The 4753-nt window shown below is 71.0% G+C and carries 4 protein-coding genes and 1 pseudogene; 4 read left to right on the top strand and 1 reads right to left on the bottom strand.

Annotated elements, in window-relative coordinates:
• The 4 genes from MJ607_RS19765 to MJ607_RS19750 all read left to right on the top strand — a co-directional run.
• A partial coding sequence (locus tag MJ607_RS19765; RefSeq protein ID WP_243077352.1) for a hypothetical protein occupies nucleotides 1-1264 on the top strand: 1264 nt, incomplete at its 5' end.
• 1 nt (nucleotide 1265) lies between these two features.
• Nucleotides 1266-2315 carry a hypothetical protein gene (locus MJ607_RS19760; RefSeq protein WP_243077351.1) on the top strand — a complete coding sequence of 350 codons (1050 nt, stop codon included), beginning with the start codon at nucleotides 1266-1268 and terminating at the stop codon, nucleotides 2313-2315.
• Nucleotides 2312-3415, top strand: a complete 1104-nt coding sequence (locus MJ607_RS19755; protein WP_243077350.1) for a hypothetical protein — start codon at nucleotides 2312-2314, stop codon at nucleotides 3413-3415. Before MJ607_RS19760 ends, MJ607_RS19755 begins: the two co-directional genes overlap by 4 nt.
• A 23-nt stretch (nucleotides 3416-3438) precedes the next feature.
• Complete coding sequence (locus tag MJ607_RS19750; RefSeq protein WP_243077349.1) at nucleotides 3439-4362, top strand: PASTA domain-containing protein; 924 nt, start codon at nucleotides 3439-3441, stop codon at nucleotides 4360-4362.
• Nucleotides 4363-4471: 109 nt separating this feature from the next.
• Here the strand turns inward: MJ607_RS19750 and MJ607_RS19745 are convergent.
• A pseudogene (locus MJ607_RS19745) lies at nucleotides 4472-4753 on the bottom strand (hypothetical protein); the annotation flags it as partial.

The raw sequence follows: 4753 nt of genomic DNA, 5'->3' as shown, positions 1-4753 counted from the left end.
CGCCGCGCCGGGCGCACCGGCCGCGCCGGGAGCACCCGGCGCGCGCCCCGCGACTCCGCCCGCAGCCCCGGGCGCTCCCGCAGCGCCCGGTGCGCCCGGTGCCCCGGCGACCCCCGGGGCACCGGGGACTCCCGCGGCTCCCGGCGCGGGTGCGACAGCCCCCGGCGCGAGCACCGCGGGCTCGGGCGCGATCCTCACCTTCGCGATGAAGGCGATCAAGCAGGTCGAGCGCAAGACGCTCGTCTTCGAGTACCACCGCCAGCAGGCAGTCACGCGGCAGTACGCGCCGCAGTCGCTCATCGGCATGATGCTCGACGACCTGACGGGCCCCGGCCACTTCCTCGAGGTGGATCTCGATGACCCGTTCTTCCGCTCGCTCGACGTCGAGGTCTCGCTCACGACGGCCTTCGAGCCCATCGGGCTGCAGTCCGTCGCGGTCGGCCTCGACTACGGCGACGCGGCGCATCCGCAGAAGCACCGGCACACCGACCTCGTCTTCGACGCGACCCGCACGCAGCCGCAGCACTGGATCGTGCCGATCGCGACCGACTACGACCTCGGATACCGCCCGCGCATCGAGTACCACTTCGATCCGCAGAGCGGATGGGATGCCGAGCGCAACGAGGTCGTCGTCGAGCCGGGCCGCATCGAGGACCGCACGCTGCAGCTCGATCCGACGCAGCACGTCGGATTCCTGCAGGTGGAGCTGCGACCCGAGCGGCTCGATCCGCTCGAGGTGTCGTCCGTCGAGGTCGTCCTCACGCACACCGCGAGCAGCGGCTGGACCTCGACGCGTCGCTTCGAGGTGCGCCCCGACAGCGCGCCGCAGACGTGGAAGGTGCGCACCGAGCACCTCGACCAGATCCCCTACACGGTGCAGAGCACTTACCACCTGGTCGACGGCGGCACGATCCAGCTCGAGCCCACGACCGGCACGGCGACGACTGTCGTCGTCGGGTCGCCGTTCGCCGACCACCTCGACCGGCGCATCGACTTCGCGATGCCGGCCGGCCGGTTCACCTCGGTCGTGCTCGACGTCTCGTACGACGACGGATCGCATCGGGTCGCCCGGCGGCTCGAGCTCGACGGCGCGGGTCTCGCCCCCGCGCGCGTGCAACTCGGCATCGTCGACCCGACACACCGTGAGACGACGGCCCAGGTCGCGCTGCTCGGGACGGGCGGCGAGGTCGTCCGGGGCGCCCCGTTCACGGGCGAGGCCGAGTTCCTCACCGTCGCCGAAGACGGCACGATCACGGGGGCATGACGTGACCGCCGCGACCCTCGCTCCGACCGCGACCGCGGAGCGCCGCATCCTGGAGCTCCTCGATCGTGTCGGCGAGGTGCGCCCCGCGCCTGCGGAGCGCGCGAGGGTCGAATTGGATGTCTCGCTCGCCCGGATGCGCGGCTCGGCGGTCGGCGGGCTCGCGTGGGAGTCGAGCTGCCTCACGCCGACCCGCTACCCCGTCGAGTTCGCGGTCACTTCGGCGACCGACGAGCTGCGCACGGTCGTCGACGTCCTCGCCCCCGAGGACGACCGGCGCACGGCGCTCGACGAGGCCGACCGCATCGCGCAGCGCTTCGGATCGGCGGGCCTCGCGCCCGAGACGGCGGACGCTCTGCGCCGGCATCAGCACGGCATGCGGCTGCGGTTCGGCGCGTGGCTCGGCAGCCGGCACGCCGCCGCCGCGACGACCCACAAGCTCTACGTCGAGGTCGACCCCGACCCCGAGCGCGCCCGCCGCCTCTTGGACACACTGGCCCCCGAGGCCTGGCGCGTGCTGGGCGGAGCCGGGCCCGTGCGGTTCGTCGGCATCGGACTCGCGGGCACTCGCGCCGTCGAGCTGTACGCGCGGCCGCCCTACGTCGACGGCGATCTGCTGCGCGTCCTTGCGGCGCGTGGTGGGATGCCGCAGCTCGCCGAGCCGCTCGCGCACGCGGCGCTCGGCCCCGGCGAGGCCGGGTCGGGACGCAACATCCCGGTCAGCGTCGCCACTGCCGACGGCCGGATCACGGCGATCGCGGCCTTCGCGTTCGCGCACCAGCGGCTGCGCCGCGACCACCGCGTGCGCGCGAGCGTGCTGGCCCGGGCGGAGGCCCAGCACTGGGCGTCCGCCGAGGTCTACGCCGCGGCATCCCTCCCCCTCGCGGACCCCGCGCCCATGCGGCGGCCGTTCCACACCGCGCTCTCGGAGATCGCCGTCCACGGCGGCCACGAGATCATCCACCACGTCGGGATGGCGCCGCCGCCCGCACGACCCCGCCGGCGAGATGGCTCACCGGCACCCATCGCACGAGAACAAGGAGAAGGGCGATGAAGCAGATAACGCTGGAAAACCTCCACTGCACCAAGACGGAGGACTGGACAGGGGCCGACGAATGTCGACTCGAGGTCTACAACGACGGTGAGCTCCACTTCGCCTACCGTCAGGACCTCAACGACGATCAGGACTGGGCGCTCAATGCGTCGCTCCTCTTCTCGAGCAGCTGCGCTCTGCGGCTGTTCGACGAGGACGGCGACTTCCCGGGAGACGACGACGACGCACTCGGCGTCGCCTCGATCGGCACGACCGACGTGGACCACGCGACGGTGACGTTCCGCGAGGACGACGCCGACTACACGCTGACCTACTCGGTCGTCGACCGGCCCGACATCACGCAGAGCGACCTCGCGACGTTCGCGATCGACCAGTTCGAAGCGTCGACGGCGCCCTCGATGTGGCCGGGGCTCGACAAGGCCCAGATCATCGCGGATCTGCGGGAGCGGCGCTGGAATCCGACATCCATCAACCAGGTGAACTCGAACTTCTGCGGACCGACGTCGATCACGTACGAGCTCGCCCGCACCCAGCCCCGGCGCTACGTCGACCTGGTGCGGCAGCTGTTCGAGACCGGCGGCTTCTGGTCGCGGACGCACCGTGTGGATGCTCCGGAGAGCCTGCGCGCGACGCAGGCCGGCCAGAACATGAAGCCGGCCGACTGGATGCTCATCGCCACGATGCGCAACAACGAGAACGCCGTCTTCGGGGTCTCGCCGACCTCGACGGGCGTGCAGAGCATGATCGAGGGGATGACCACGCCCTGGGAGATGGAGGGCTGGACGAGCGAGCTGCTGCTCAAGGACAACGTCTCGAACAGCACGACCTTCGTGTGGGGCGAGTTCGACGCGATCCGCTACGCGCACCAGGTCTGGTCGTCAGGCGGCAATGCGTTCGTCATGGTCCACTCCGACATCTTCTCGGCGCCGAACGGCATCGTGCCGCCCTGGCCGGACCACTGGATCGTGTACGCGGGCGGGCTCGACGAGAGCGGCGGTCGCATCAAGTTCACCGTCTACTCGTGGGGGCAGATCTACAACCTCGATCTGTCGCTCGATCACTTCGAGAACTGCATGTTCGGGATCGTCACGGGATTCTGAGCGGCGACGGGAGGGCGAGGGCGATGTCTCTGCAGAGAGGGCCGATCACGGCCGGGTCGGGGCTGTTCGATCGGCGGTCGGCACGCGCGCGGGCGACGGGGGTGCTCGCCGTATCGCTCGCCCTCGTGGCCGGCCTCGCGGGGTGCTCGCCGCAGCAGTCGTCCGCGGGCGGGGCCGCCGGCGGGGCATCGGAAGGCGAGGTGGATGCCGAGCTCGTCCTCCTCGGAAATCCGGGGTTCGCCTTCGAGGACTTCGCCCTCGACCTCGAGGATCTCGGATACGACGTGTCGGACGAGGCCGCGGTCTCGTCCGACACGGATCTGGTCCTCGTCGTCGTCAACGCGCAGGACGGGCCCATGCCGCAGACACGGGAGGCGGTCGAGGCGCTTGCCGGCTCGACCGTCCCCCGGGTCGCGATCGCGCTCGTCGACGTCGACAAGCAGACGGATGCCGAGATCGAGACCCTCGTCGTCCGCGAGACGGTCGAGCTGCTCGCGCGGTACGGCATCGCCCCGGTGGACAGCGGCAACATCGTGCGCTCACCGGGCACCGACATCGCATCCGTGCTCGAGACGCACCTGCGGCGCGCACCGCGCGACTATCACCCCGCCCTGCCCGCCGACCCGCCGCCGCTCGTGGGACCGGTGATGGTCGACAACTTCGCGGGTGTGCCGATGTCGGATGCGCTCGAGATCCTCGCCGCGCAGGGGCTCGTCGGAGAGGTGCTCGCCGACCCCGACTTCGGCGTCGTGAGCGAGTGCGACCCGCTCGTCATGGACCAGGAGCCGGTCTCTGGCACGATGCTGCCGCTGGGCGGCACGGTCGGGCTGCTCGTCTCAGCGCCCGACAAGGTCGACCCCGCGATGGTGGGGTGCCTGCTCCCCGAGATGACGCGCGGCCAGATCGACGCCCGCCGGGCGGAGCTGGCGGCCCAGCCGTCGGGGTGAGCGTTCGACGGGAACACTCAACCTCGGTCGCCCCGCGAGCGGAGCCGGATGAAACGCCCGCACCCGGTGAAGCCCTCGTGCGCGACCGGGCACACGTGCCCTCGTCCGTTCACGCCCGCCGGCTGATGAGGTCGGGCATTCGTGTTCGGGATGTGGTGACGGGTCGCCAGCGCATGCTGGGGTCGTACCATTTCGGGGCTTGGACTTCGGGGACGCCGCGGTTCATCCGGATCTTCCAGATGCCGGTGTCGATGAACCGGTGGTGGTGCCAGCAGAGCAGGACGCCGTTGTCGGTGTGCGTCGGGCCGCCGTTGGCGTGCTCGGTGACGTGGATGCTCCTATGCATGTCAAGTGGGGAGTAGGTCTGCTTGGAGTGCGCGGTAGACCTCGC

The organism is Microbacterium sp. SS28 (assembly GCF_022761035.1).
In the GTDB taxonomy this organism is placed as follows: domain Bacteria; phylum Actinomycetota; class Actinomycetes; order Actinomycetales; family Microbacteriaceae; genus Microbacterium.
The sequence above is the reverse complement of the archived record's forward strand: the minus strand, read 5'-3'. Positions and strand labels throughout refer to the sequence as shown.